This window comes from Amycolatopsis benzoatilytica AK 16/65, assembly GCF_000383915.1.
GTDB classification, from domain to species: domain Bacteria; phylum Actinomycetota; class Actinomycetes; order Mycobacteriales; family Pseudonocardiaceae; genus Amycolatopsis; species Amycolatopsis benzoatilytica.
In genome coordinates, this window is the sequence record NZ_KB912942.1 from 2360585 (window position 1) to 2385648 (window position 25064).

Consider the following 25064-nt stretch of genomic DNA (forward strand, 5'->3'; position numbering starts at 1 on the left):
GTTCCAGGCGCCCGGTCAGCCGACCGGAACCGCCCGGCGCAACGCTTGGCGGCGGAGCCGGCCGAAACCCCGCGGATGGTTGAACCCGAACACCGCCACGATCCGGCCCGCGCGGCGGTAAGCGGCGACGAACGACTCGTCGTCCGGGCCGCCTTCCTCGAAAGTCAGCTCGTCGTCGGCGCGCGGGTGCCCGGCCAGCTGCAACGTGCCGGAGTACTGGTCCGACCAGACGTAGCCGCTCGCCTCGTACTCCCGGACCACCCGGCCGGCCAGGAGATTCGCGACCGCCACCGGAGCCTGCTCGCTGGCGTTGGTCCAGTGCTCGTGGCGCGTCCCCGCCGGACCGAAGGAGGCGACGTCGCCGACTGCCACGATGTTCGGCCGCGAGGTCACCAGCCCTGCGCAGGTTCGTACCCCGTTGGCGACCTCCAGGCCGGACCCGGCGAGCCATTCGACCGCCGGAACTGTCCCGATTCCGGCGACCACCAGGTCCGCGGGCAGATGCTCGCCGTCGGCAAGCGTCACTCCGGTGACGCGTCCGGCGGTAGTGGCCAGCGCGGCCACCGACGCCCCGCACCGGAGCGAAACCCCGTGCCGTTCATGCAGGCGAGCGCAGATCGAGCCGAGCTGCGGACCCAGCACCCGAGTCAGCGGCGTCGGCAACGCCTCCAGGACGGTGACCTCCAGCCCGAGCCCGGCGCAGGTCGACGCGACCTCAGCCCCGATGAAGCCGCCTCCGGCAATCACCACCCGTGCGCCCGGAACCAGCTCGGCGCGAAGCGCGATCGCATCGTCCACGGTGCGCAGAACATGAACTCCGGCCACGGAGTCCGTTCCCGGCAGGGTCCGCGCCCGGCCGCCGGTGGCGAGGACGACCGCGTCGGCGGCGAGCGGGCCGTCGGACAGGAGCACCGATCCGGTCGAAGCGTCGAGGCGTTCCGCGCGGGTGCCGAGCCGAAGCTCCACCGATTCGAGTTCGTCCGCGTCCAGCAGATCCAGCGATTCCCGCGTCGCGCGGCCGGCGAGGAAGGCTTTCGACAGCGGCGGCCGATCGTAGGGGAGATGGGGCTCCTCGCCGATGAGCACCACCCGGCCGTCGAAGCCTTGCGTCCGCAGCTCCTGCGCGGCCCGAGCACCGGCGAGCGATGCGCCGACGATCGCGACTGTTTTCACGCAGCGTCCTCGGCGGCACCTGCGAGCACGTAGATGACGCCGTCCTCGACCCGCACTTCGTAGGTCCGTACGGGCTGCTTCGCGGGCAAGCATGTCGGCACGCCGGTGCGCAGATCGAACAACGCAGCGTGCAGCGGGCACTCTACGAAGCAGCCTTCGAGCCACCCATCGGCCAGCGACGCGTCTTGGTGGGTGCAGGTGTCGCCGATCGCGTAGAGCTCGCCGTCGGCGTTGAAGACGGCGATCGGTTCCGGTCCGGCGATCCGGATGGACTCGCCCGGGGGAAGCTCGTCCACGGTGCACGCGCGCAGCATTGATTCCTCCGAAGGACTGTTGCGTATTGAGGAACACCAGACGTGATACGCAACAGAGTGTGAGTGTCCGGACGAGGTGCCGTCAAGAGGTTCTCCGGACGAGTTTTGTGGAGTGTCGTTCCGGGTGAAACCGGTGGTCGGAGGTGGTTCCGGCGAATGGGTGCGGGTGCCGCCCGGGTGCTTGACACCATCCGCGGCGGGACGCATCTTGTTCCCGAGAGGGCAACGCGACGCGCGATACGCAACATCGAGAGGAGCCCTGGTGACGACCACCGACCTCCCGCAGAGCCTGCTGCCGACTCTGCCGGGGCCGTACTACACCGATCCGTCGATCTTCGCCCGCGAGCAGGAACGGATCTTCGAGGCCGGTTGGTTCTGCGCGGTGCGCAGCGCCGACCTGCCGTCACCCGGCTCGTTCGAGACCGTCCAGATCGGCCGCGAAAGCGTGCTCGTCGCGCGGGGCCGGGACGGGGCGCTGCGCGCGTTCCTCAACGTGTGCCGGCACCGCGGCGCGCAGCTGTGCGCCGAGGAGACGGGCGAGGTGAAGCGCGCGTTCCAGTGCAGGTACCACGCGTGGACCTACGGCTTGGACGGAAAGCTCGTCGCCGCCCCGAATCTGACCGGGATGCCGGATGTCGACCGGGTCGAGTACGGACTGACCGCGCTGCCATTGCGCGAATGGCTCGGCTACGCCTGGGTTAGCCTCGCCGACGAACCGCCGTCCTTCGCGGACACCGTGATGGCGGACGTGAGCACCCGGCTCGGCGGCCCGGGCGAGATCGAGGCGTACGCCATGGAAGGTCTCGCGCTGGGCCGCCGCATCGAGTACGACGTGCGGGCGAACTGGAAGCAGATCATCGAAAACTTCATGGAGTGCTACCACTGCGCGACCATCCACCCGGAGCTCACCGAGGTGCTGCCGGAGTTCGCCGACGGGTACGCCGCGCAATACTACGTCGGCCACGGCGCGGAATTCGGCGACAAGGTCACCGGCTTCACCGTGGACGGCGGCGACGGCGTGCAGCGCCTGCCGGGCGTCGGCGAGCACCAGGACCGGCGGTACTACGCGATCACCATCCGCCCGCAGGTGTTCGTGAACCTGGTCCCGGACCACGTGATCGTGCACCGGATGTTCCCGCTGGCCCCGGATCGGACCCTGGTCCGCTGCGACTGGCTGTACCTGCCGGAGGTGGTCGAGTCCGGAGTGGACCTGGACCGGTCGGTGGAGCTGTTCCACCGGGTGAACCAGCAGGATTTCGACGCGTGCGAACGGTGTCAGCGCGCGATGGGCTCTCGCGCCTACGCCCGCGGCGGGGTGCTGGTGCCGAGCGAGCACCACATCGGCGAGTTCCACGACTGGGTGCGCGCCCGGCTTGGCTGATCGGTCAGAGCAGCGCCCGGATCGCCTCCTCGAATCCGGTCACGTGGTCGAGCGTCAGCGCCGACGCCTTCTTCGCGTCCCCCTCGACGATCGCCGTCAACAGGGGCAGATGCTCGTCCACGTGCCCGGCCATCCCGCGCAGCCGGGGGAGGAACACGCACCAGATCCGGGTGGCGAGGTTGTCGTAATGGATCAGCGTGTCCTCGAGGAACGGGTTGTGCACGCACCGGTAGATCGCGCGGTGCAGCTCCAGGTCGGTGCGCAGGAGTTCCGCGTTGTCCGTCGGGGTCGCCGAATCCAGCCGGTCCCGCAGTCGCGACAGGTGCGCGCGGTCGGCGTCGGTCGCGCGGGTGGCGGCGGCCGCGGCGGCGGTCGGTTCGAGGGTGCGCCGGACTTCCGAGATGTGCGAGAGGTCGGAAATGTTGACGTCGGTCGCGAAGGTTCCGCGTCGCGGGTACGCCACGACGAGACGCTCGCTCTCCAGCCGTTTCAGCGCTTCTCGGATCGGCGTGCGGCCCATCCCGAGCGCGCTGCCCGCCCATTCTTCGTTGATCGGGTCGCCCGGTTTGATGTCGAGCATGACCAGACGGTCGCGCAGGAACAAGTAGGCGCGTTCGGCCAGCGACGGTTCGGCGGCCGGCATGACGTGGTTGACCGGGGTGCTCACCCCGCCTACTCTACAGCGAAGATTGATATATCAGTAGTCGACTAGCGCGGAGGCCGGTCGGAATGACGACGGAGCAGGCGCGTCCCCCGGGCGCGGACCTTCCCGAGCACCCGGATTTCCTGTGGTCGGACCCGGAACCGCAGCGGGCGTACGACGTCGTGGTGGTGGGCGGCGGCGGGCACGGCCTGGCCACCGCCTACTACCTCGCCAAGGTGCACGGCATCACGAACGTCGCGGTGCTGGAGAAGGGCTGGCTCGCCGGCGGGAACATGGCCCGCAACACCACGATCATCCGGTCCAACTACCTGTGGGACGAAAGCTCCGGCATCTACGAGCATTCGCTGAAGCTGTGGGAGGGCCTGGAAGAAGACCTCGGCTACCCGATCCTGTTCAGCCAGCGCGGCGTGCTGAACCTCGCGCACAGCCTGCAGGACGTGCGCGACAGCGTCCGACGGGTGAATGCCAACCGGCTCAACGGGATCGACGCGGAGTGGGTCGACGCGGACGGCGTCAAGGAGCTCTGCCCGATCGTGAACACGTCGCCGGACGTGCGCTATCCGGTGCTCGGCGCGACGTATCAGCCGCGTGCCGGGATCGCCAAACACGACTACGTGGCCTGGGGATTCGCCCGCGCGGCGGCTGCGATGGGCGTCGACCTGATCCAGAACTGCGCGGTCACCGGCCTGGACACGCGCGACGGGAAGGTGGTCGCGGTCGAGACCACCCGGGGCCGGATCGCGGCCGGGAAGGTCGCGTTGTGCGCGGCCGGGCACAGTTCGGTGCTGGCGAAGATGGCTGGGATCGACCTGCCGCTGGTGTCGCACCCGCTGCAGGCGCTGGTCTCCGAACTGCTCGAACCGGTGCACCCGACGGTGGTGATGTCGAACGCGGTGCACGTCTACGTTTCCCAGGCGCACAAGGGCGAACTCGTGATGGGCGCGGGTATCGACGCCTACGCCGGGTACGGGCAGCGCGGCTCGTTCCACATCATCGAGGACCAGATGGCCGCCGCGCTGGAGCTGTTCCCGGTGTTCGCGCGAGCGCACCTGCTGCGGACGTGGGCGGGCATCGTGGACGTCACCCCGGACGCGTCGCCGATCATCGGCTTGACCCCGGTGGAGAACCTGTACCTGAACTGCGGCTGGGGGACCGGCGGATTCAAAGCGACTCCCGGCGTCGGCGACTGTTTCGCATACACCGTCGCGAAGGGCAAGCCGCATCCCTACGCCGAGCCGTTCGCCCTTGACCGCTTCACCACCGGCGCGCTCGTCGACGAGCACGGCGCCGCCGCCGTCGCGCATTAGGAGCAACTGTGCAGCTGATCTCGTGCCCCTGGTGCGGTCCCCGTGAGGAGACCGAATTCCACTACGGCGGCCAAGCCCATGTCGCCTACCCGCAGGACCCGGCGGCGTTGTCCGACGAGGAGTGGGCGAAGTTCGTCTTCTTCCGCGCCAACCCGAGCGGCCCGCTGGCCGAACGCTGGTCGCACAGCGCGGGCTGCCGACGCTGGTTCAACGCGGTCCGCGACACCCGCACCCACGAACTCGCGGCGGTCTACCGCCTCGACGAGCCCCGGCCGGTGATCCCATGACGTTCCGCCTCCCCAGCGGCGGCCATCTCGACCGCGACACTGTGCTGCGGTTCGCCTTCGACGGCCGCTCGATGACTGGCCACCCCGGCGACACGCTGGCGTCCGCGCTGCTCGCGAACGGCGTGCACCAGGTCGCCAGCAGCGTGAAGCTCGGCCGCCCGCGGGGCATCATGGCGGCCGGCGTCGAAGAGCCGAACGCCGTGGTACAGCTGGAAAAGCCGTTCCCCGAGCCGATGCTGACCGCGACCGTCGTCGAACTGTTCGACGGTCTGGTCGCGCGGAGCCTGCCCGGTCAAGGGCGGCTGGCGACCGAGCCCGACCCGGCGCGCTACGACGCGAAGCACTTGCACTGCGACGTGCTGGTGGTCGGAGCCGGTCCGGCCGGATTGGTCGCCGCCCGCGCGGGCGCCCGCGCGGGCGGCCGCGTGGTACTGGTCGACGACCAGCCCGAACCCGGCGGCTCGCTGCTCGGCTCCAACGAGTACCTGGATCTCAAGCCTGCCGTCGAGTGGGCCCGCGCGATCGCCGACGAGTTGCGCGCGGCCCCGGAGGTCCACGTGCTCGACCGCACCACCGCGTTCGGCGCCTACGACGACGGGTTCGTGCTGGCGGTTCAGCACCGCACCACCGGCGCGGCCCGGCAACGGGTGTGGCGGATCCGTGCCCAGCAGACTGTGCTGGCGACCGGCGCGCACGAGCGGCCGATCGTCTTCCCGGACAACGACCGGCCCGGGCTCCTCCTCGCCTCGTCCGCCCGGACCTACCTGCACCGGTACGCCGTGCTGCCCGGTCGCCGCGCGGTGGTGTTCACGATGGACGATTCCGCCTACGCCGCGGCGATCGACCTCGCCGACGCCGGGGTGGAGATCCCGCTGGTGGCGGACGTCCGCGCGATCGCGCCGGAGAACTGGGCCGCGGCGTGCGCCGAACGGGGCATCGAGGTGCGGCCCGGCTGCGCGGTCACCGGTACCGAAGGGACCGACCGCATCGCCGGGGTGCAGGTGGCGGACGAGCTGATCCCGTGCGACACCCTCCTGGTCGCCGGCGGCTGGACTCCGGCCGTGCACCTGTTCAGCCAGTTGCGCGGCGGCCTGCGTTACGAACCCGCGCTCGGTGCTTACCTGCCCGACGGTGACCTCCCGACCGCGCGCGTCGCCGGAAGCGCCAACGGCACGCTCGACTTCGCCGGATGTGTCCGGGAGGGTCAGGCGGCCGCCGAAACCGCCCTCTCGGCAACGGGATTCGCAGCACCGCCGACGGCCCCGCTCCCAGTTTCCGACGCCCGTCGCCGCGAGCTGGCACCGGCGGTCGAATGGCAGATCCCCGGCAGCGAGTCCGAAGAGGACACCCGGTTCGTGGACCTGCAGCGCGACGCGACCGTCTCCGACGTCCTCCGCGCGACCGGCGCCGGGCTGCGCTCGCTCGAGCACGTGAAGCGCTACACCACCATCGGCACCGCACACGACCAGGGCAAAACCTCCGGCATGCTCGCCGCCGGGATCACCGGCGAAGCGCTCGGCGTCGACCTCGCGGACCGTCGCCCGACCACCTACCGCCCGCCCTACACGCCGGTCGCGTTCGCCGCCTTGGCCGGCCGCCACCGCGGCGAGCTGCACGACCCGGTCCGGGTGACCGCTCTGCATTCCTGGCACGTCGAGCACGGCGCGGAGTTCGAGAACGTCGGCCAGTGGAAACGCCCCTGGTACTACCCTCGGCCAGGGGAGGACCTCCACGCCGCGGTTCGCCGCGAATGCCTCGCCGCGCGCACCGACGTGGCCATGATGGACGGTTCGACCCTCGGCAAGATCGACGTCCAGGGCCCGGACACCGGCGAGTTCCTTGACCTGCTCTACACGAACCTGATGAGCACGCTCAAGGTCGGCCGGATCCGCTACGGCGTGATGTGCGGGGTCGACGGCATGGTCGTCGACGACGGAACCGTCATCCGGGTGGCCGAGGACCGGTTCCTCGTCACTACGACCACCGGCAACGCCGCGATGGTGCTGGACTGGATGGAGGAGTGGCTGCAGACCGAGTGGCCGCACCTGCGCGTCTTCGCCACCTCGGTCACCGAGCACTGGGCGACGGTCGCGCTGGTCGGCCCGCGTTCCCGCGAAGTGCTGGCCGGGCTCGCACCGGAGCTGGACGTCGGCAACGACGCGTTCGGCTTCATGACCTGGCGAGACGCCGAGGTGGCCGGCATCGCCGCCCGGGTCTGCCGGATCAGCTTCTCCGGCGAGCTGGCGTACGAGATCAACGTCCCGTGCTGGTACGGCTTAGCGCTCTGGGAAGCGTTGGCGGAGCGGGGGATCACCCCGTACGGCACCGAGACCATGCACGTCCTGCGTGCCGAGAAGGGCTACCCGATCATCGGCCAGGACACCGACGGCACGGTCACCCCGCAGGACCTCGGCATGAGCTGGGCGGTGTCGAAGAAGAAGGCCGACTTCCTCGGCAAACGGTCCTTCGCCCGCGCGGAGAACCTGCGGCCGGACCGGAAACAGCTGGTCGGGCTGCTGCCGGCCGATCCGCGGGTGCTGCTGCCGGAAGGCGCGCAGATCATCGAGACCGCGCACGTCCCGCGTCCGCCGGTGCGGATGCTCGGCCACGTCACCTCCAGCTACCCGAGCGCGGTGCTGGACCGCACGTTCGCGCTCGCGCTGGTCCGGTCCGGCCGGGAACGGATCGGGGAAACGCTGTACGTCCCGATCGGCGACGAGGTGGTGCCGGTGACCGTGACCGAATCCGTTCTTTACGACAAGGAGGGAGCCCGTCGTGACGGTTGAGACCCGCGCGCCGCTCGCGGAATGCGCAGACCGGCTGGCGGCGCTCGCCCCGGCGGTTCTGGCGGCGGAGAGGCCGTTCCTGTCCCAGCTGAACCTCCGGATCCGGGAGGGCGACGTCACTGGCGTTCTGGGTGCCGGGCTGCCGCAACCGTGCCGGTTCACCAGCGGGATCGGGGACGTCCTGTGGCTGGGCCCGGACGAGTACCTGGTTCTGGGCGCGCCCGAGGGCACCGAGGCGGCGCTGCGGGAAGCGATCACCGTCGGTGCGGTGACCGACGTTTCGGCGCAGCGCACGACGGTTCGGCTGGCCGGGCCGGCCGCACGGGACGTGCTCGCACACGGGTGCTCGATCGACCTGCACCCGAAGGCCGCACCGCCGGGGACCTGCGTGCAGACATTGTTCGCCCGCACCGGAATCGTGCTGCTGGTCCGGGAGGCGGGGGAGTTCACGGTGCTCGTCCGGCAGTCGTTCGCGCCCTATTTCGCCGCCTGGCTCGCCGACGCGGCAGTCGAATACTGCGAGGAGGAGTCTTGACTCAGTTCACGCTCACGCTGCACTGTCCGGAGCGCTCCGGGATCGTGCACGCGGTCACCGCGTTCCTGGTCGGCAACGGCTGCGACATCGTCGAGCACCAGCAGTTCGACGACGACGTGCACGGCGAACTGTTCCTGCGCACCGAATTCACCTGCAGCGGACCGTCCACTGCGGACGATCTGACCCGGGAGTTCGGGCCGGTCGCGCGGGACTACGCGATGCGGTACCGGTTCTCCGACCGCACGCCGGACCGGTTGCTGGTGATGGTGTCGAAGGCCGGGCACTGCCTGAACGACCTCCTCTTCCGGTGGCGGGCCGGCGGCCTCGGCGCGGAAATCGCGCTGGTCGTGTCGAACCACGAGGACCTGCGCCCGATGGCGGAGGCGGCCGGGCTGCCGTTCGAGCACGTCCCGGTGACGGCGGCGACCAAGCCGGAGGCCGAACAGCGGCTGCTGGACCTGGTGCGGGAGCACCGCGTCGACCTGGTCGTGCTCGCCCGGTACATGCAGGTGCTTTCGGACGAGCTGTGCCAGAAGCTGCAGGGCCGTGCGATGAACATCCACCATTCGTTCCTGCCGGGGTTCAAGGGCGCGAAGCCCTACGCGCAGGCTTACGACCGCGGCGTGAAGTACGTCGGCGCGACTGCCCATTATGTGACGCCCGAGCTGGACGAAGGGCCGATCATCGAGCAAGAGGTCCAGCGCGTGGACCATTCGTACTCGCCGCGGGCGCTCGCGACGGTCGGGCGGGACGCGGAAGCGCTCGCCCTGTCGAGGGCGGTGCGCTGGCACTGCGAGCGGCGGGTGCTGCTCAACGGCACCCGGACCGTTGTCTTCCGCTGACTGTCAATCCCAGGGAGTTCTGATGACCCGTGTCGTGATCATCGGCGCCGGAATCGTGGGCGCGAACCTTGCCGACGAGCTGACCGCGCGGGGGTGGACCGACGTCACCGTGCTCGACCAGGGGCCGCTGCCGCTCACCGGCGGGTCGACCTCGCACGCGCCGGGGCTGGTGTTCCAGACCAACCCGTCGAAGGCGATGACCGAGTTCGCCGGCTACACCGTGCGGAAACTGGTCGAGCTCGGATGTTTTCACCAGGTCGGCGGCATGGAGGTGGCCAGCACCCCGGCTCGCTGGGCGGATCTGAAACGCAAGCACGGCTGGGCGGCGTCGTGGGGCGTCGAAGCGCGGCTGATCGATCCGGACGAGTGCGCGCGGCGGTGGCCGCTGCTGGACCAGGAGCAGATCTTCGGCGCGCTGTACGTGCCCACCGACGGGTTGGCCGTCGCGTCGCGGGCGGTCGCTGAACTGGCGAAGCGGGCGTCGTCGCGCGGCGCGCGATTCGTCGGCTCGACGCGGGTCACCGGGGTGCGGCAGGCGAACGGGCGCGTCACCGGGGTCGAAACGGCGGACGGAGTGGTCCCGGCGGACATCGTGGTGTCCTGTGCCGGGTTCTGGGGGCGCGAGATCGGCGAGCTGGTCGGCATGCCGGTGCCGTTGCTGCCGCTGGCGCACCAATACGCGAAGACCGGTCCGCTGGCGGAACTGGCCGGGGCGGACCCGGACCTGCCCGGGTTGCCGATTCTGCGCCACCAGGACCAGGACCTGTACTTCCGCCAGCACGGCGACCGGATCGGGATCGGCTCGTACGCGCACCGGCCGATGCCGGTGGACGAGTTCGCCGAACCGGGCGAGGTCACCGCGTCGGCGATGCCGTCGATGCTGCCGTTCACCGAAGACGACTTCGCGCCCTCGTGGGAGGCGAGCACGGCGCTGCTGCCCGCGCTCGGCCGGTCGAAGGTGGAGGAGGGGTTCAACGGGATTTTCTCGTTCACCCCGGACGGCGGCTCGCTGGTGGGCGAATCCTCGCAGGTGCGCGGGTTCTGGATCGCCGAGGCGATCTGGGTCACGCACTCGGCGGGCATCGCGAAGGCGGTCGCGGAGTCCATTGTGGACGGGCACGCGTCGACCGATCTGCACGAGCTGGACGTGCACCGGTTCGAGGACGTGCAGCTCGCCCCGGAGTACGTCCGGGAAACCTCGCAGCAGAACTTCGTGGAGATCTACGACGTGCTGCACCCGCTGCAGCCCCGGCTGTCCCCGCGCGATCTGCGGGTGAGCCCGTTCCATGCCCGCCAGCGCGAGCTGGGCGCGGTGTTCCTCGAAGCGGGCGGCTGGGAGCGGCCGCACTGGTTCGAGGCGAACGCTTCGCTGCTGAAGGGGTTGCCGCACGAGTACCTGCCGCCCGCGCGGGACGGCTGGTCCGGGCAGTTCCACTCGCCGATCGTGGCCGCGGAGGCTTGGCACACACGGAACCGGGTCGCCATGTACGACATGACGCCGTTGAAGCGGGTCGAAGTCAGCGGGTCAGGTGCGCTGGAGTTCCTCCAGCGACTGACGACGAACCAGCTGGACAAGTCGGTCGGCTCGGTGACCTACACGCTGATGCTGGACGAAGCCGGCGGCGTGCGCAGCGACATCACGGTGGCGCGCCTGGAACCGGACCTGTTCCAGGTCGGGATCAACGGGAACATCGACGTCGCCTACCTGCGCGCGCAGGCGCCGTCCGGGGTGCGGGTCGAGGACATCACCGGCGGCACCTGCTGCATCGGCGTGTGGGGTCCGCTCGCGCGCGACCTCGTCCAGCCGCTGTCGGCGGAGGACCTTTCGCACAGCGGGCTCAAGTACTTCCGCGGCCGCCGCGCCCGGATCGGCGGGGTCCCGGTGACCGTGCTGCGACTGTCCTATGTGGGCGAACTGGGCTGGGAGATCTACACGTCGGCGGAGAACGGCCAGCGGCTGTGGGACGTGCTGTGGCGCGCGGGGCAGCCGCTGGGTGTGATCGCGGCCGGGCGGGGCGCGTTCAACAGCCTTCGGCTGGAAAAGGGCTATCGCTTGTGGGGCACCGACATGACCACCGAACACGACCCGTACGAGGCCGGCGTCGGGTTCGCGGTGCGGCCGGGGAAGGGGGAGTTCGTCGGCCGCGCGGCCATTGAAGGGCGAAGCGAAGAGACGTCGGAGCGGCGACTGCGCTGCCTCACCGTGGACGACGGGCGGACTGTCGTGCTGGGCAAGGAACCGGTGTTTGTCGGCGGCGCCCCGGCGGGCTATGTCACCAGCGCCGCCTACGGGTACACGATCGGACGGCCGATCGCCTATGCCTGGCTGCCCGGCGCGGTGCAGGTCGGCGACGCGGTGGAGATCGAGTACTTCGGCCGCAAGGTGGCGGCGACGGTGGCCGCGGAGCCGTTGGTCGATCCCGGGATGGAGCGCATCCGGCGCTGACTGCGGCGGCCGGGGTTCGATGGCAGGATGGGGTTCCCCGGACGCCGCAGTGAGGATCGCCGATGGCCGTGCCGCCCCTGGTCACGTTGAACAACTCGGTCGCTGTCCCGCAGCTCGGCCTTGGCATGTACCAGGTCGCGCCCGATCAGGTCGGCCAGGTCGTCTCCGCGGCCTTCGACGCCGGCTACCGCAGCCTCGACACCGCGGCGATGTACGGCAACGAAGCCGCGGTGGGCGAGGCGGTCCGGGAGTCCGGCCTGCCCCGCTCCGAGGTGTTCGTGACGACCAAGCTGTGGAACACCGAGCACGGATACGACAACGCCCTGCGCGCCTTCGACCGCAGTGCCGAGGCGCTCGGGATCGGGGTCGTCGACCTGTATCTGATCCACTGGCCGATGCCTGAGCTGGACCGGTACGTCGAGACGTGGCGTGCGCTGGAACGGCTGCTCCGCGAGGGCCGCGTGCGGGCGATCGGGGTGTCGAACTTCGGGATCGACCACCTGCGCCGCCTGCTGGCCTCGGCGGACGTGGTGCCCGCGGTCAACCAGGTCGAGCTGCACCCGTGGCAGCAGCAGCTGCCGTTGCGGACCTTTCACGCCGAGCACGGGATCGCGACCGAGGCGTGGAGCCCGCTGGCACGCGGGCGGCGGCTGGCCGACCGGGTGGTCGTGTCGCTGGCCGCGAAGTACGGGAAGACGCCAGCGCAGCTGGTGCTGCGCTGGCATCTGCAGTCCGGGATCATCGCGATCCCGAAGTCGGCGACGCCGTCGCGGATCCGGGAGAACGCGGAGGTGTTCGACTTCGAGCTGGCCGAGGACGACCTGCTCGCGCTGGCCGAGCTCGATTCCTGAGGAGGCCGGCCAGCGGACCGGGTCAGGACCCGGCGGGCCGGATGCCGGCGGCGGCGAAGTCGGCCAGCTGCGCGGGTTCCTTCAGGAAGGCGCGGAAGCTCTGGGTGCCGCGCTGCTGGGTCTCGTCGATCGTCGAGCCGCTGAGGCCGACGAACGGGTAGTCGGCGGGCGGGCCGGAGCCGATCGGCATCGCGGGCGAGCCGATGACGTCCGGTTTCGCCTGCTGCAGCTGCGTCACCCAGTACGAGGACTCCGGGATCCAGCCGTCCGGCAGTCCGTCGATGGTGTCCAGCGACGCCTTGCCGGTGAGCGCGTTGAGCACGTTCTCGGACGGGCGGACCTGCACCGATACCTGCACGCAGCTTCCGTGCACCACGGTCTTGTCCTGGTTCCAGCGGGCGGCGGCGGACTCGACCGGCTTCGCCACCTGCGGGGTCACCAGGATCCGGACGTCGGTGCGGCCGCCGTTGCAGCTGGCCGCCTGCGCCTCGGCACGGTTGTTCAGGACCGAGTCGGCCCAGTTCCAGCCGATGACGCCGAGCGTCACCAGCACCGCGAGGCCGAGCGCCACCAGCGGCCACTTCGCGATCCGGCGGCGCGGTGCCTGCTTGGCGACGATCCGGTGCGATCCGGTGGTCTCGCTGCGGCCGACGGACCGCTTCGGCGGATCGAGGGGGTGCGGTACCCGCTCCTCGGGCAGGGTGTGACGCCCCATCGTTGTCCTTTCGTGATGTGCACAACACTGTGTGTCATGCAACCAAACCGTTATCACTCTAACAGGTCAGCAACCTGCGGTGAACATTGTTACGCAGAGTTGTCGACTGGGTAGTCGGCCGACTCCGCTGAGCGCAGTGACTCCGGTGCTCGCGGCCCGCCGGGCAGTGCCGCGCACAGCGCGAGCAGCCGAGCGCGCAACGGGGCGGCCCGCCGGGCGAAACCGGCCTGGGCTCGCGCGTAGTCGGCGCGTCCTTCGGCGGTCTCGACCGGCACCGGCGAGTAGCCGTAGCCGGTCAAATCGTACGGGCTGGCCCGCATGTCCAGTTCGCGGATGTCCGCGGCCAGCTCGAAACAGTCGCCGACCAGCTCGGCGGGGACGAACGGGTCCAGCTTGTAGGCCCACTTGAACAGGTCCATGTTGGCGTGCAGGCATCCCGGCTGCTCCAGCTCGACCTGGGTCTCCCGGCTCGGTTCGAGCGTGTTGCGCGGGCGCGCCGGGCCGGTGAAGAAGCGGAACGCGTCGTAGTGCCCGCACCGGATCTCCAGCGACTCCACCACCGAGTCGGTGCCCGCCGAGCCGAGCCGCAGCGGGACCTGCGCGTGCCGGACCGAGTCCGCGGGTTCGCGGTAGACCATCGCCCATTCGTGGAGGCCGAAGCAGCTCAGCCGCGGCGACCGCGACGCGGTGGCCGACAGCAGCCGGTGCACGAACTCCGCGGTGCGGGCCCGGCGGCCGGTGAAGGCCGCCGGGTCGAGCTGCACTCCGGCTTCGGTTTCGACGTAGGCCGGCCGGTCCAGGAACCGGCGCGCGGCCGGTCCGCCGAGCGCGACGCCCGGGCCGGGCTGCCACCGCTCGACGTGCCCGGGCCGGTGCGAGTAGTAGGTGAACAGGAAGTCCAGCACCGGGTGTTTCTCCCCGCGCGCCTTGCGCTCCTGATGCGGGACCGTCCACGCGCGCATCCGCTCGACGTGTGCCTGTTCGCGTGCTTGCCAGTCCTGCTCGGCGAGCACCACCGGCGCGCTCATGCCGCCACGTGGGTGCCGTCGCGCACGGTCCCCACGTATTCCTCGACGAGATCTTCCAGCGCTACCACGCCGAGCGCGGTACCCGAGGCGTCGAGCGCACGGGCGAGGTGGCTGCCTTCCTTGCGCATCGCGGAAAGCGCGACGTCGAGGCGAGCGTCCGAGCGCAGTTCGGTGAGCGGCCGCGTCTTGTCGGCCGGGATCGCCGTGTCCGGGCTCCGCCCGACCAGGTCCAGCACATCCTTCACGTGGATGTAGCCGGTCAGCGTGCCGTCGTCGGTGCACACCGGGAACCGGGAGAACCCGGTGGTGGACACCGCGCGCTCGACGTCGCCGAGAGTCGGCCCGCACGGCAGGGTGGTCAGCTCCGCGGTCGGCACCAGCACGTCCGCGACGGTCTTGGCGACCGACGACAGCGTCTGCGAAAGCCGGCGGTGCTCGGACTGCTCGAGCAGGCCTTCCTGCCGGGACTCGCTCAGCAGCTCGGCCAGCTCCTCGGAGCTGTACGCGGTCTCCAGCTCGTCCTTGGGCTCCACCTTGAGCAGGCGCAGCAGCGAGTTCGCGGCGAAGTTGAGAAACGCGATCACCGGGTTCGCCAGCTTCACCCACGCCACGTGCACCGGCACCAGCCACAACGCGAGCCGCTCCGGCTCGGCGATGGCGAGGTTCTTCGGCACCATCTCGCCGATCAGCACGTGCAGCATGGTGATGAACGCGAGCGCGAGCGCGAACGAGATCGGGTGCAGCAGCTGGTCGGGCAGGCCGAGCAGGTCGAAGAACCCGGACAGCCGGTGCGCCACCGCGGGCTCGCCAAGACGGCCGAGCAGCAGCGAGCAGATGGTGATGCCGAGCTGCGCGCCGGCGAGCATCTGCGAAACGTGCTTGCTCGCGTTGATGACGATCTGCGCGCGGGTCTTTCCTTGTTCCAGCAACGCTTCCAGCCGGTCGCGCCGCGAGGAGATCAGCGTGAACTCCGCGCCGACGAAGAACGCGTTGGCCAGCAGCAGAACCACGACGAGGGCGATGTTCAGCCAGTCGCTCACGCGGTCACCCCCGGTTCGACCGGGCGCACCTGGACCTCGGCGATGCGGTGCCGGTCCATGCTGGTGACGGTGAGCCGCCACCCGTCGACCTCGACCGCGTCGCCCTCGGCCGGGATCCGGCCGAGCCGCTCCAGGATCAGGCCGGCGATCGTTTCGTAGTCGCCCTCGGGCATCCGGAAGCCGGTGACCTCGCGGACCTCGTCCGCGCGCAGCTGCCCGGAAACCAGCCAGCGGTCCGCGCCGAGTTGCTGCGCCGCCGGGGCCTCGCGCTCGTCGTGCTCGTCGCGGACGTCGCCGATGATCTCCTCGACGACGTCCTCCAGCGTGACCAGCCCGGCGGTGCCGCCGTACTCGTCCACCACGATCGCGAGCTGATAGCGCGAATCGCGCAGCCGGTTCAGCAGATCGTCGCCAGGCAGCGACTCCGGCACGGTGGGCACCGGGCGCATCGCGGAGCGGATCTTCGTGTTCGCCCGCTCCGCGGCCGGCACCGCGAACGCCTGTTTGACGTGCACCGCGCCCTGGACGTCGTCCAGATCCTCGGTGTAGACCGGGAACCGCGAGAACCCGGTGCGCCGCGAGATGTCTATCAGGTCCTCGATCGTGTCGTTCACGGTGAGCGATTCGACCTGCACGCGCGGGGTCATCAGCTCCTCCGCGGTGCGGTCGCCGAACCGCAGCGAACGGTCCAGCAGCTCCGCGGTGGAGGTGTCCAGCTTCCCGCTTTCCGCGCTGGAGCGGACGATCGAGCCCAGCTCCTGCGGCGAGCGCGCCGAGCGCAGCTCTTCCTGCGGCTCGACGCCGAACTTGCGGACGAGGAAGTTCGCGCTGTTGTTCATGAGCGTGATGAGCCAGCGGAACAGCGCGGAAAACCGGGAGTGGTAGCCGGAAACCGCCCGCGCGGTCGGCAGCGGCCGGGCGATCGCGATGTTCTTCGGCACCATCTCGCCGAGGATCATCGAGAGAAAGGTGGCCAGCACCAGCGCGACCGCGACGGCGACCCAGGCGGCCGCCGACGCGGGCAGGCCGATCGCGTCGAGCAGCGGGCGGACCAGGTCGCCGATGAGCGGTTCGGCGAGGAAACCGGTGATCAGCGTGGTGAGGGTGATCGCCACCTGCGCGCCGGAAAGCTGGAAGCTCAGCGTGCGGTGTGCTTTTTGGACGGTCCGCGAACGCCGGTCACCGACCTGGCGGACGTCCGCGTCGACGATGCTGCGCTCCAGGGCGGTCAGCGAGAACTCGGCGGCCACGGCGAGGCCGGTGCCGATCGTGAGAAGCAGGAAGAGCAGCACGCCGAGCACGGAAAGCAGGACGTGGATCACGGCGCACCGTCCGGGACGGCGGGCCGGAGGGCGGACGGGAAGCCGGGTCGGGCAAGACCCGGCCCGATACTGTCACCGGGCGATGGCGCAGCGCGCACGGGGTGGCGTCACTCCTTGGAGAACTGGTTTGTACTGCGACGATGCCGACAATCGTACCGGGTCCGGACAGCGGGGCGACGTCAGGACGCGGGCGTGGGGGAGGTTTCCGCGGTGATCGGCGGGGGAGGCAGCTCACCGCGGGCCGGTGCGCCCTTCCGGATCGGGGAACCACGCGTAGCGGTCGCGGCGGCGGAACAGGCGGCGCCGCGCGCGAGGCGCGGGCGGCGGTGCCGCCAGGCCCGGCTGTCGTCCGGTCAAGGCGAGCAGCCGGTCGGTGGCGGTCGGGTCCGGGCCGATCACGACGGGCGAGTCGAAGCTCTCGCGGTGCCGAGGGTCGGCGAGCAGCGGGGTCGCCCACGCCAGCAGCCAGTCCGCGAGGTCGTCCGGCAGCGGGTTCGGCTTGCCCAGCGCCACTGCGATGTCCCAGCTGCGGGTGACGAGGCCGAGTACGGACCACACGCCGTACTCGTCGATCGGCATCCCGCCGGCGACGTCCCCGGCCGGCTGGACGGCGACCCGGTCGAGCCACGCTTCGCGCGCTGCCCGCGCTGCCTGTTCCCAGACGCCGACCGGGTGAACGCCGAGCACGTCACCGAGCCAGCGCGGATCCGGCGCGTAAATCACCCGCCCGGCGAGCATGTCCGGTGCCGCCCTCTCCGCGACGACCATTTCGCTCACCAGATCGTGCACCGTCCAGCCCGGGCACGAGGGTGCGTCGCGTGCCCAGTCCTCGTCGCCGATCGCTCGGATCGCTTCGTCTGCGATCGTCAGCGCGCGGCTGTGCGCCGTCAGGAGATCCACGGGTCGCATTCAACCCGAAATGACCCGATCGTGCGGCTAAGACCGCTTAGCTCGCTCAGGCCCGCCCGGGCCGGTGCCGTCGCACGGTTTCCTCCACCAGGTCCAGCACCGGTCCGAGATGGTCGCCGGGCAGGCCCATCGCGAGGTGCGAGACCAGGCCCTCCAGCACGAGCTCCAGGAACGCGGTCAGCACCGCGACGTCCACGTCGTCGCGGAGGTTGCCGGCCTCGCGCTGCCATTCGAGCCGCTCGCGGGTGGCCGCGGTGAGCTGCTCGGACCGTTCCGCCCAGCGGGCGCGGAACTCCGGGTCGGTGCGCAGCCGCCGGGAGACCTCCAGCCGGGTGCCCAGCCAGTCCGCCGGATGCTCGTTGCGGCCGGCCAGCAGGTCGCGCATGACCTGCACGAGGCCCTGTTCCGCGACCACGTCGGCCATCCGCACCGCGTCGTCCTCGGCGAGGGCGAGAAACAGCGACTCCTTGTCGCGGAAATGGTGGAAGATGGCGCCGCGGGAGAGACCGGTGGCCTCTTCGAGACGGCGTACGGTGGCGCCTTCGTATCCGTAGCGGGCGAAACAGACGCGTGAGCCGTCCAGGATCTGGCGCCGGCGTGCGTCGAGGTGATCCTGGCTGACCCGTGGCATCCTGAAATCCTGACATCGAAGACCGGGTTCTCGCAATCCGTACGTACGTACTGTGACTTCGTGCCGTCGCGGCTGGCCGCTCGGGCACGTCGGCTGACACGAACGGGCCGGTTGACTACGCTGTGCGCATCACGACACGGGCAACCGGAAAGGAAGCCGCCTTGGTCATCGGCGAGTCAGGTCGTGCGCGGGGCGGCTTCGCGATGGACGCGGCCGAGTTGACCGCCGTCATCCGGTTGTGGGAGGACCAGCTCGGCAAGATCGCCGCGGACGGGCGCGCGATCGACGAGATCCTGGGCCTGTTCGCCGCGCCCGCCGCCGACCCGGCGAGCGCCGGGTACGCCGCCGCCGGGCGGGAATCCCTGCACACGCTGCGCGAACAGAACGACGCTCTGCGCAGGTACGCCGAGGACTATCTGGGCAAGCTGCGCACCGCGCGGGACCGGACGGCCGAGGCGGACCAGGCGGGTGCCGACCTGAGCCGCGGCCGCTGAAACGGCTGCGTGCGAAGGGATCCCGATGGACGGAAAACAGATCTTCGACAACTTCCGCGGTGGCGACACGGCGGGCCTGCGCGCGGCCGCGGCGAAGGTCCAGGAGCTTTCGGCCGCTTACCTGGAACGTGCGCACAGCGTGAAGGACCTCCAGGAACGGATGGCGCGGTCGTGGACCGGCGACACCGCGGACGCGGCGAAGGCCGGCGCCGGGCCGCTGGAAAGGAATTTCCGGGAGTCCGCCGACCCGCTCGACCTCACCAGCGCGTCGATGGACACCCAGGCCGGCAGCTTCGAAAGCGCGCGGCACGCGGTGGTCGAGGTGCCTCCGCGTCCGGAGCGCCCGCAGCCCTGGGCCGGCCCGCTGCAGGCGGTGCTGCCCGCCTCGGCCGCGCCAGTGTCCTTTCAGGACGGAATCGACCGGTTCCACGGCGCGAACGAGAACAACGTGCGCGTGATGGAGCAGTACCACGGCGTCACCGTCAGCACGAAAAGCGCGCTGCCGAAGCGCTACGGCCTGATCAGCCCGGCTGGCTCGGCGATCCGGCGCACCACGTCGGACGGCACCTCGGTGCAGGCGAGCCACGATCGCGGCGGCCCGGCCGGTGCCGCCGTGCTGCCGGTGCCCGAGCCTGCGCCGCGGGGAGCCGGCCCGGCGGTGGCGGGCGGTCCGGTCGCGGCGGGCGGCCCGGGCGACGGCGTGCATCGGCGGCCCGAGTACCTCGTGGAAGCTGATCCCGAGGCGGCGTTCGGCCCGGGCGGTTGGACGCCCCGGCCGGTGCTCGGCGACGAGGAGGCGTAGCCGGTGGCCGATCCGGCGGGCCGGGTGGACGTCCCGGTCGAAGCGCTCGCGGCGCTCGCCGAGCGCGAACAAGTGGGCCGGCTGCACGTGGCGCTGCGGCCGGACCCGGTCTGGCTCTCCGACGCCCAGCACGACGAGGCCGCCAAGCGAGTCGACGACGCGCTGGCCGCGGCGGGCCTGGTCGACGCGCGCGGCCGCGCCACCATGGACTTCCTCGACTGGCTCCCGCTGCTGGTCCGGCCGGTCGTCGAGTACTACGGCTGGGTGGCGACCGGCGACCGCACCTACGGCGTGCTCGCCGCGGCCAGCGGGCTGCAAGCGGTGCTCGCGGTGTCCGACGGCGAGCACGTCGGCGTCCAGGAGATCGACCGGGACCGGCTGCTGGAGACGCTAGTGGAGCAGCTGCCGGCGGTCGGGCCGGGCGGCGGGTCGGCGCGCTCGGTGCGGGTCGCCGACCTGACCGACGCCGCTGCGCGCGGCGCGGACGCATATCCGCTGGACCCGGCGCTGTCGGATGTGCTCACCTTGGTCCAGCGTCCGGTGCGCGGCAGCGGCGAGCTGTACGCCGGGCGGCGCGACGAGGTCGGCCGCTACGTCCGGCTGGAAGAGCCGCTGCACTACGCCGACACCGACTGGGGCCGGTATCTGAGCTACACGGTCGGGGCCGGGGCGGACGCGGAAATCCGGATCGGCCCGGCCGGTCCGGCCGAGCTGTGCGGTGCGCTGCGTGCTCTGGAGCGCACCCTGAACTGAGGGGAAACAGGTGCGCTATCCGGAAATCGAGCCGTACGACAGCGGACTGCTCGACGTCGGCGACGGACACCGGGTGTACTGGGAGACCTGCGGAAACCCGGACGGGAAACCGGTCGCGGTGCTGCACGGCGGGCCGGGCACCGGCTGCAGCGCCGGCCTGCGCCGGTTCTTCGACCCGCAGCGGTACCGGATCGTCCTGCTCGACCAGCGCGGCTGCGGCCGGAGCAGGCCGCACGCCGCCGAGACGGTCGACGCGCTGGCCGCGAACACTACCGAGCATCTGATCGGCGACCTGGAACTGCTCCGGGAGACGCTCGGCATCGAACGCTGGCAGCTGTTCGGCGGCTCGTGGGGCTGCGTGCTCGGCCTGGCCTACGCCGAGCGGTGCCCGGAGCGGGTCGCCGAGATCGTGATGATGGGCCTGGCCACCGACCGGCAGGTCGAGATCGACCAGCTGACCGGCGGTCTCGGCGGGATGTTCCCGGAGGCGTTCGCGCGGTTCCGCGACGGCGTGCCGGAGGCGGAGCGCGACGGAGACCTGGCGGCGGCCTATTACCGGCTGCTGACCGACCCGGACCCGGCGGTGCACGAGGCGGCGGCCCGCGGCTGGTGCGATTGGGAGACTGCGATGCTGCCGGGAGTGCCGCCGTCGCCGCGGTTCGAGGACCCGGCCTTCCGGTTGGGGTTTGCCCGCCTGGTCACGCACTACTTCTCGCACGGCTGCTTCCTGGAAGACGGGTCGATCCTGCGCGACGCGGGCCGGCTCGCCGGGATCCCGGCGGTGCTGGTGCAGGGCGTGCTCGACCTGAGCAGCCTGGTCGGCACGCCGTGGCTGCTGGAGCGCGCGCTCCCGGACGCCGAGCTGGTCCTGGTCGGCGGGGCAGGGCACACCACTGCGGTGGCGGCCATGGAGGACGCGCTGATCGCCGCGACCGATCGGTTCGCCGACCGTCCGTGAAGGGAACATTGAGGGACTCCGAGTCCCTCAATGTTCCCTTCACGGACTTCTCGCCCTGCGGACCGCTCAGGGAATCATCAATGCCGGAGCCCCTTCCGGCCGCAGCGACTCCGCTGTCCGGGCCGCCCGGGTCGTCTCGGCCAGCTGCAGCGCGGTCACTCGCGGCGGCACCCGGTCCAGATGCCATTCCGCCAGCACCAGCGCTACCTTGGCCTGCATTTCGGTCCGCAACCGCAGGAACGAGTCCGCCGGGTCGGCTCCGACCTCGCCCAGCAGCAGCCACCACGCCCAGGCCGCCGCGCCGGCGTTCGCGATGAAGTCCGGAATGACCGCGACCCCGCGCGCGGAGAGCGCCGCTTCCGCTTCCGGCGTCGTCGCGGCGTTCGCCGCTTCCACGACGACCTTGGCCTTCACCAGGTTCTCGTTGTCCACGCGCAGGGCGTACGAGATGGCGGCGGGCACGAAGATGTCCGCGTCGGCGGCCACGACGGCTTCGCGCGGCAGCACCTGGATCCCGGCCGGCAACCGGGTCCGGTCCACCTCGCCGAAGCGGTCGCGAAGCTCGAGCAGCGCGGGCACGTCCAGGCCGTCCGGGTCGTACAGCGTCCCGGCCGCGTCGGCGACCGCGACGATCTTCATCCCCGCTTCGTGCAGGTACCAGGCCGCGCCGCCGCCCATCGTGCCGATGCCCTGGACCGCGACGGTCGTCTCCGGGACCGCCCAGCCCCAGGTGTTCGCGGCGCCGAGGCAGGCTTGCGCCACGCCGTAGCCGCCGATCACGTCGCCGAGCAGCTGCCCGCCGGGAACCGGTGCGTTGAGCCCGGCCTGCACCCGGCGCAGGGTCCGAGCCGGATCGGCCGAACGGCGGATCGCCGCGTGGTAGGACTGCTCCAGGCCGAGCTTCGCGAACACCTCGTCGATCAGGTGCTGCGGCACCCCCAGGTCTTCGGCGGTCACCCAGCTGGCGTCCAGCCAGGGCCGCAGGAATTCGCAGAACCGGGTGAGCACGCCGGTCGCGCGCGGGTCCTTCGGGTCGAAGTCGAGCCCGCCCTTCGCGCCGCCGACCGGGAGGTTGAACGCGGCCGTCTTGTTCGCCATGCCGCGCGCGAGGTCGGCGACCTCGTCGACGGTGCAGCCGGCGCGCATCCGCGTCCCGCCGGTCGCGATGCCGGAAACCAGGCTGTGCACGACCAGGTAGCCGTGCGCACCGGTGACCGGGTCTGTCCACGTCAGCTTCATCAGCGGTTCGGCGATCCGCGAGTCCATCGAGCCACTCACCTCCTCGGGTCCTGGGCGGCGTCTTGCCGCCCCTGCTTCCGAGGGTGCGGCCAGTACCGCGGCCGCGTCCATTTACCGAACCTGCACGAAGTTGTTTAGGGTTCGTACATGGAGCTTTCGTTGCACCGCCTGCGGATGCTTCGCGAGCTGCGCCGCAGGGGCACCGTCACCGCGGCCGCCGCGGCGCTGCACTACACCGCGTCGGCGGTCTCGCAGCAGCTCGCACAGCTCGAACGAGACGTCGGCGCGAAACTGTTCGAGCGGCTCGGCCGGCGGGTGCAGCTGACCGAACTGGGCATTCTGCTCACCGAGCACGCCGAAGACATCCTGGGCAGCGTCGAGCGGGCGACGCTCGCGCTGGAAGAGGCGCAGGGAACGATGTCCGCGCGGATGACCGCCGGGGTGTGGGCGTCGGTCGCGTCCGGTTTGCTGCCCACCGCGCTGACCGCGCTGGCCGCCGATTATCCGGGAATCCAGGTGCGGACGAAGGAATTGGCGCCGGAAGCGACCGCGGAGGCGGTCCGGGACGGCACCCTGGACCTGTCGTTCGTCATCGATTATTCCGACGCGCCGATGCCATGGGACCGCGGCTTGGAACGCGCGGTCGTCGCGGTGGAACGGCTGCACGCGGCGGTGCCGGCGGGCGCGCTGCCGTCGGCGACCGTGCCGCTGGACTCGCTGGCCGAGCACCCGTGGATCCTCGCGAGTCCGAAGTCGCATTTCGGCCGGGCGATCCGGAACGCCTGCCAGCGGCACGGGTTCCAGCCGAAAATCAACCACGAGGTCGAGGAGCAGTCGACCGCGATGGCGATGGTGGGCGCCGGGCTCGGCGTGACCCTGGTGTCCGACCTCGGCTTGCGGCTGCTGCGCCCGCCCGGGATCGATGTCGTCGCGCTGGCCCCGCCGCTGCTGCGCACGGTGTCGATCGCCTACCGGCGCACCGAGATCCGGCGGCCGGCGCTGCATCTGGTGATCGGCGCCGTGCAGCACGCCGCGGCGGAACTGGGGCTGGGCACCGAACCCGCGCTGCCCTGAGCCGGGGCACCCCGGATGGAGCAGCGTCGGGCATTGTTCACCGACGGGGTGAACGCGCAGGTCAAAGCAGATTACGAGGTTCTTATCGATCGCCGCCGCCGGCTTGCGACGCTGTTTTTGTCAGACCCCGCGTGTAGCGTCGCGAAGCGACGAGGTTCGCCTCCCGCGGACCTCCTGACGTGGACGGCGACAGATGACTGCAGTGCACGATTTTCCGGACCGATCCGGAAGTGCCGCGAACCGGACCGCGCGGGTGCTCGCCGATCGCGCGGAGGGGGAGAGGTACGTCGCGTCGGTGTGTTTCAAGCACGGCCCGCCGAGACTGCTCGGGGTGGAACTGGAGTTCACCGTGCACCACGCCGGCGCCCCGGTTCGCCCGCTCGATCCAGACGTTCTCGCCGCCGCGCTCGGCCCGCACACCCCGCGGACCCTGCGCCCCGACAGCCCCGCAGAGCCGCTCCCGGCCGGTTCGCCGGTGAGCCTGGAACCCGGGTGCCAGGTGGAGCTTTCCCCTCCGCCGCAAGCCTCGCTGCGTGCGCTGCACGCCGTCGTCGAGGCTGATCTCGCTTATCTCAGCGGCCTTCTCGCCCGCCACGGCCTGGAACTGGGCGGCGCGGGCATCGACGAGCACCGCCCGCCGCACCGGGTCCTGCGCACCCCCCGCTACGCCGCGATGGAACGCCGGTTCGCCCCGCTCGGGGACGGCGGCCTCACGATGATGTGCAGCACCGCTGGCCTGCAGGTCTGCGTGGACGCGGGCGAGGCGCACGAAATCGCCCCGCGCTGGGCGGCCGCGCACGCGATGGGGCCGCCCCTGCTGGCGCTGTTCGCGAATTCTTCCGTGCACGCCGGCGCGAACACCGGGTTCGCCTCCGCCCGGTGGCTGGCCGTGCTGGAAACGGAACCGGTCCGCACCCGCTCCGCGGACCCGGGCCCGGACCCGGCGGGCGAATGGGCCCGCCGGATGATGGACACCCCGCTGATGGTGTTCCCCCGCGGCGAGCGCCCGTGGGACGCCCCGGAGGGCCTCACCTTCGCCGATTGGATCGCCGGCCGCGGCGCGGCCGGCATGCTGCGCCGCCCGACGGTCGAGGATCTCGACTACCACCTCACCACGATGTTCACCCCGGTGCGGCCGCACGGCTATCTGGAGCTGCGTTTCCTCGACGGCCAGCCGCCCGGCGAATGGCTTCCGCCGGTGGCGCTGGTGTCCGCGCTGCTGGCCCGTCCGTCCACAGTGGAGCTGGTACGCCGGGTGTGCGCGCCGGTCGCCGGGAAATGGGCCGAGGCGGCGCGCACCGGGCTCGCGGACCGGGAACTCGCCGCGGTCGCCGAGGAGCTGGTCGAGCTGGGGATCGCCGGGCTCGACACAACCGGGTTCCCCGTGGCGGTCGTCGAGGAACTTGCTGCTTCGCTGCGGGCTCGCCTTGCCGCCGCGAGGGGGAGTTCGCGATGACGATCCGTTCCGTGCGGAGCGCGTCGCCGAGCTGCGCCACCGAACTGGCCCCGGCCT

General features: G+C 71.1%; 24 protein-coding genes. 14 read left to right on the forward strand and 10 right to left on the reverse strand.

The annotated features are described in order from the left end of the window. Positions 1-15: 15 nt before the first annotated feature. Together AMYBE_RS0110705 and AMYBE_RS0110710 are read right to left on the reverse strand one after the other, a co-directional pair. A complete protein-coding gene (locus AMYBE_RS0110705; protein WP_020659370.1) occupies positions 16-1173 on the reverse strand; it encodes an NAD(P)/FAD-dependent oxidoreductase in 1158 nt (385 codons plus the stop codon). Then, positions 1170-1487, reverse strand: a complete 318-nt coding sequence (locus AMYBE_RS0110710; protein WP_020659371.1) for a bifunctional 3-phenylpropionate/cinnamic acid dioxygenase ferredoxin subunit — start codon at positions 1485-1487, stop codon at positions 1170-1172. The genes AMYBE_RS0110705 and AMYBE_RS0110710 overlap by 4 nt, the downstream gene beginning before the upstream one ends. Before the next feature lie 262 nt (positions 1488-1749). Between AMYBE_RS0110710 and AMYBE_RS0110715 the strand changes: the two genes are divergently transcribed. After that, entirely contained in the window at positions 1750-2868 is a 1119-nt protein-coding gene (locus AMYBE_RS0110715; protein WP_020659372.1) for an aromatic ring-hydroxylating oxygenase subunit alpha, read from the forward strand. A 4-nt stretch (positions 2869-2872) separates the two neighbouring features. Here AMYBE_RS0110715 and AMYBE_RS0110720 read toward each other — a convergent pair whose 3' ends face one another. After that, positions 2873-3511, reverse strand: coding sequence for a GntR family transcriptional regulator (locus AMYBE_RS0110720; protein WP_027927558.1), 639 nt, complete (start codon positions 3509-3511; stop codon positions 2873-2875). 86 nt (positions 3512-3597) lie between these two features. Here AMYBE_RS0110720 and AMYBE_RS0110725 point away from each other — a divergent pair, with 86 nt between their 5' ends. From AMYBE_RS0110725 to AMYBE_RS0110755, 7 genes are all read left to right on the forward strand, one after another. Beyond that, positions 3598-4839 carry a sarcosine oxidase subunit beta family protein gene (locus AMYBE_RS0110725; RefSeq protein WP_020659374.1) on the forward strand — a complete coding sequence of 414 codons (1242 nt, stop codon included), beginning with the start codon at positions 3598-3600 and terminating at the stop codon, positions 4837-4839. Between the two features lie 8 nt (positions 4840-4847). Then, positions 4848-5126 (forward strand): sarcosine oxidase subunit delta, encoded by a 279-nt coding sequence (locus AMYBE_RS0110730; protein WP_020659375.1) that lies wholly within the window; start codon positions 4848-4850, stop codon positions 5124-5126. Next, complete coding sequence (locus tag AMYBE_RS0110735) at positions 5123-7912, forward strand: 2Fe-2S iron-sulfur cluster-binding protein (RefSeq protein ID WP_020659376.1); 2790 nt, start codon at positions 5123-5125, stop codon at positions 7910-7912. Before AMYBE_RS0110730 ends, AMYBE_RS0110735 begins: the two co-directional genes overlap by 4 nt. Then, positions 7902-8447 (forward strand): sarcosine oxidase subunit gamma, encoded by a 546-nt coding sequence (locus AMYBE_RS0110740; RefSeq protein WP_020659377.1) that lies wholly within the window; start codon positions 7902-7904, stop codon positions 8445-8447. Before AMYBE_RS0110735 ends, AMYBE_RS0110740 begins: the two co-directional genes overlap by 11 nt. Beyond that, the gene (purU, locus tag AMYBE_RS0110745; protein WP_020659378.1) at positions 8444-9289 is read left to right on the forward strand and encodes a formyltetrahydrofolate deformylase; all 846 of its coding nucleotides are present in this window, start codon (positions 8444-8446) and stop codon (positions 9287-9289) included. The genes AMYBE_RS0110740 and purU overlap by 4 nt, the downstream gene beginning before the upstream one ends. A gap of 22 nt (positions 9290-9311) precedes the next feature. Continuing rightward, on the forward strand, positions 9312-11735 hold the full coding sequence (locus AMYBE_RS0110750) for a GcvT family protein (protein ID WP_020659379.1): 2424 nt from the start codon (positions 9312-9314) through the stop codon (positions 11733-11735). 62 nt (positions 11736-11797) lie between these two features. Continuing rightward, positions 11798-12586: an aldo/keto reductase gene (locus AMYBE_RS0110755; RefSeq protein WP_020659380.1), complete on the forward strand. Its 789-nt coding sequence runs from the start codon at positions 11798-11800 to the stop codon at positions 12584-12586. A 22-nt stretch (positions 12587-12608) separates the two neighbouring features. Here AMYBE_RS0110755 and AMYBE_RS0110760 read toward each other — a convergent pair whose 3' ends face one another. The 6 genes from AMYBE_RS0110760 to AMYBE_RS0110785 form a co-directional block, all read right to left on the reverse strand. Further along, positions 12609-13301 carry a substrate-binding domain-containing protein gene (locus AMYBE_RS0110760; protein WP_020659381.1) on the reverse strand — a complete coding sequence of 231 codons (693 nt, stop codon included), beginning with the start codon at positions 13299-13301 and terminating at the stop codon, positions 12609-12611. A gap of 89 nt (positions 13302-13390) precedes the next feature. Further along, entirely contained in the window at positions 13391-14329 is a 939-nt protein-coding gene (locus AMYBE_RS41455; RefSeq protein ID WP_020659382.1) for a hypothetical protein, read from the reverse strand. Next, positions 14326-15369: a hemolysin family protein gene (locus AMYBE_RS0110770; protein ID WP_020659383.1), complete on the reverse strand. Its 1044-nt coding sequence runs from the start codon at positions 15367-15369 to the stop codon at positions 14326-14328. Before AMYBE_RS0110770 ends, AMYBE_RS41455 begins: the two co-directional genes overlap by 4 nt. Next, a complete protein-coding gene (locus AMYBE_RS0110775; RefSeq protein WP_020659384.1) occupies positions 15366-16691 on the reverse strand; it encodes a hemolysin family protein in 1326 nt (441 codons plus the stop codon). The genes AMYBE_RS0110770 and AMYBE_RS0110775 overlap by 4 nt, the downstream gene beginning before the upstream one ends. Positions 16692-16922: 231 nt before the next feature. After that, on the reverse strand, positions 16923-17591 hold the full coding sequence (locus AMYBE_RS43335; protein WP_020659385.1) for a maleylpyruvate isomerase N-terminal domain-containing protein: 669 nt from the start codon (positions 17589-17591) through the stop codon (positions 16923-16925). Between the two features lie 55 nt (positions 17592-17646). Further along, positions 17647-18231 (reverse strand): TetR/AcrR family transcriptional regulator, encoded by a 585-nt coding sequence (locus tag AMYBE_RS0110785; RefSeq protein ID WP_020659386.1) that lies wholly within the window; start codon positions 18229-18231, stop codon positions 17647-17649. 161 nt (positions 18232-18392) lie between these two features. On the opposite strand from AMYBE_RS0110785, the gene AMYBE_RS0110790 reads away from it, so the two are divergent. The 4 genes from AMYBE_RS0110790 to pip are packed head-to-tail and all read left to right on the forward strand — an operon-like array spanning position 18393 to position 21238. Next, entirely contained in the window at positions 18393-18725 is a 333-nt protein-coding gene (locus tag AMYBE_RS0110790) for a hypothetical protein (protein WP_020659387.1), read from the forward strand. Between the two features lie 25 nt (positions 18726-18750). Further along, a complete protein-coding gene (locus AMYBE_RS41465) occupies positions 18751-19527 on the forward strand; it encodes a WXG100 family type VII secretion target (RefSeq protein ID WP_027927560.1) in 777 nt (258 codons plus the stop codon). A gap of 3 nt (positions 19528-19530) precedes the next feature. Next, complete coding sequence (locus AMYBE_RS0110800; RefSeq protein WP_020659388.1) at positions 19531-20280, forward strand: ESX secretion-associated protein EspG; 750 nt, start codon at positions 19531-19533, stop codon at positions 20278-20280. A 10-nt stretch (positions 20281-20290) separates the two neighbouring features. Then, a complete protein-coding gene (pip, locus tag AMYBE_RS0110805) occupies positions 20291-21238 on the forward strand; it encodes a prolyl aminopeptidase (RefSeq protein WP_020659389.1) in 948 nt (315 codons plus the stop codon). 66 nt (positions 21239-21304) lie between these two features. Here pip and AMYBE_RS0110810 read toward each other — a convergent pair whose 3' ends face one another. Next, positions 21305-22504: a Glu/Leu/Phe/Val dehydrogenase dimerization domain-containing protein gene (locus AMYBE_RS0110810; protein WP_020659390.1), complete on the reverse strand. Its 1200-nt coding sequence runs from the start codon at positions 22502-22504 to the stop codon at positions 21305-21307. A 120-nt stretch (positions 22505-22624) separates the two neighbouring features. On the opposite strand from AMYBE_RS0110810, the gene AMYBE_RS0110815 reads away from it, so the two are divergent. Continuing rightward, complete coding sequence (locus AMYBE_RS0110815; RefSeq protein ID WP_020659391.1) at positions 22625-23551, forward strand: LysR family transcriptional regulator; 927 nt, start codon at positions 22625-22627, stop codon at positions 23549-23551. A gap of 193 nt (positions 23552-23744) precedes the next feature. Beyond that, complete coding sequence (locus tag AMYBE_RS0110820) at positions 23745-25007, forward strand: glutamate-cysteine ligase family protein (RefSeq protein ID WP_020659392.1); 1263 nt, start codon at positions 23745-23747, stop codon at positions 25005-25007. Positions 25008-25064: the final 57 nt, after the last annotated feature.

Coding starts and splice junctions, on each gene's coding strand:
- AMYBE_RS0110725 (WP_020659374.1), top strand. CDS start 3,598: ATGACGACGGAGCAGGCGCGTCCCCCGGGCGCGGACCTTCCCGAGCAC.
- AMYBE_RS0110810 (WP_020659390.1), bottom strand. CDS start 22,504: ATGGACTCGCGGATCGCCGAACCGCTGATGAAGCTGACGTGGACAGAC.
- AMYBE_RS0110760 (WP_020659381.1), bottom strand. CDS start 13,301: ATGGGGCGTCACACCCTGCCCGAGGAGCGGGTACCGCACCCCCTCGAT.
- AMYBE_RS0110720 (WP_027927558.1), bottom strand. CDS start 3,511: ATGCCGGCCGCCGAACCGTCGCTGGCCGAACGCGCCTACTTGTTCCTG.
- AMYBE_RS41465 (WP_027927560.1), top strand. CDS start 18,751: ATGGACGGAAAACAGATCTTCGACAACTTCCGCGGTGGCGACACGGCG.
- AMYBE_RS0110820 (WP_020659392.1), top strand. CDS start 23,745: ATGACTGCAGTGCACGATTTTCCGGACCGATCCGGAAGTGCCGCGAAC.
- AMYBE_RS0110750 (WP_020659379.1), top strand. CDS start 9,312: ATGACCCGTGTCGTGATCATCGGCGCCGGAATCGTGGGCGCGAACCTT.
- AMYBE_RS0110785 (WP_020659386.1), bottom strand. CDS start 18,231: ATGCCACGGGTCAGCCAGGATCACCTCGACGCACGCCGGCGCCAGATC.
- AMYBE_RS41455 (WP_020659382.1), bottom strand. CDS start 14,329: ATGAGCGCGCCGGTGGTGCTCGCCGAGCAGGACTGGCAAGCACGCGAA.
- AMYBE_RS0110710 (WP_020659371.1), bottom strand. CDS start 1,487: ATGCTGCGCGCGTGCACCGTGGACGAGCTTCCCCCGGGCGAGTCCATC.
- AMYBE_RS0110815 (WP_020659391.1), top strand. CDS start 22,625: ATGGAGCTTTCGTTGCACCGCCTGCGGATGCTTCGCGAGCTGCGCCGC.
- AMYBE_RS0110735 (WP_020659376.1), top strand. CDS start 5,123: ATGACGTTCCGCCTCCCCAGCGGCGGCCATCTCGACCGCGACACTGTG.
- AMYBE_RS0110755 (WP_020659380.1), top strand. CDS start 11,798: ATGGCCGTGCCGCCCCTGGTCACGTTGAACAACTCGGTCGCTGTCCCG.